Raw genomic sequence first — 523 nt, 5'->3', positions numbered from 1 at the left:
CGTAGTTGTTTTGGAACTTGACGTTGAAAACCGCAAGTTGAGCCTAGGCCACAAACAATTGGAAGAAAACCCATGGGATACTTTCGAAACGATCTTTACTTTGGATTCAATCCACCAAGGTACTGTAGTTAAAGTAACTGACAAAGGTGCCGTTATCGCTTTGCCTTACGGTGTTGAAGGTTTCGTACCGACCAAACACATGGCTAAAGAAGATGGTTCTGTAATCAAAGCTGAAGAAACCAACGATTTCAAAATCATTGAGTTCAACAAAGATGCCAAACGTATCGTTGTTTCTCATGCCCGCATTTGGGAAGAGGCTAAAGCTGAGGCAGTTGCCGAAGAAAGAGCAACCAAGAAAAAAGAAGCAAAAGCAGCTAGTACTGCAGTTAAAAAAGTAAAAGATTCTGTAGAGAAATCTACTTTAGGCGATCTTAGCGTATTGGCTCAATTGAAAGAGCAAATGGAAGGCGAAGAAAGCAAAAACAAATCTAAATAGTTTTTAACCAGCTTAATCATATCATCC

The 523-nt window shown here is 39.8% G+C and carries 1 protein-coding gene; it reads left to right on the top strand.

All coding sequences use genetic code 11. The features are described from left to right. Positions 1–496: S1 RNA-binding domain-containing protein (locus JHD69_RS20240; protein ID WP_199142130.1), on the top strand; the 496-nt coding region annotated here is incomplete at its 5' end. Positions 497–523 lie beyond the last annotated feature (27 nt).

This window comes from Pedobacter sp. ASV12 (assembly GCF_016429155.1).
Lineage (GTDB): Bacteria > Bacteroidota > Bacteroidia > Sphingobacteriales > Sphingobacteriaceae > Pedobacter.
The sequence above is the reverse complement of the archived record's forward strand: the minus strand, read 5'-3'. Positions and strand labels throughout refer to the sequence as shown.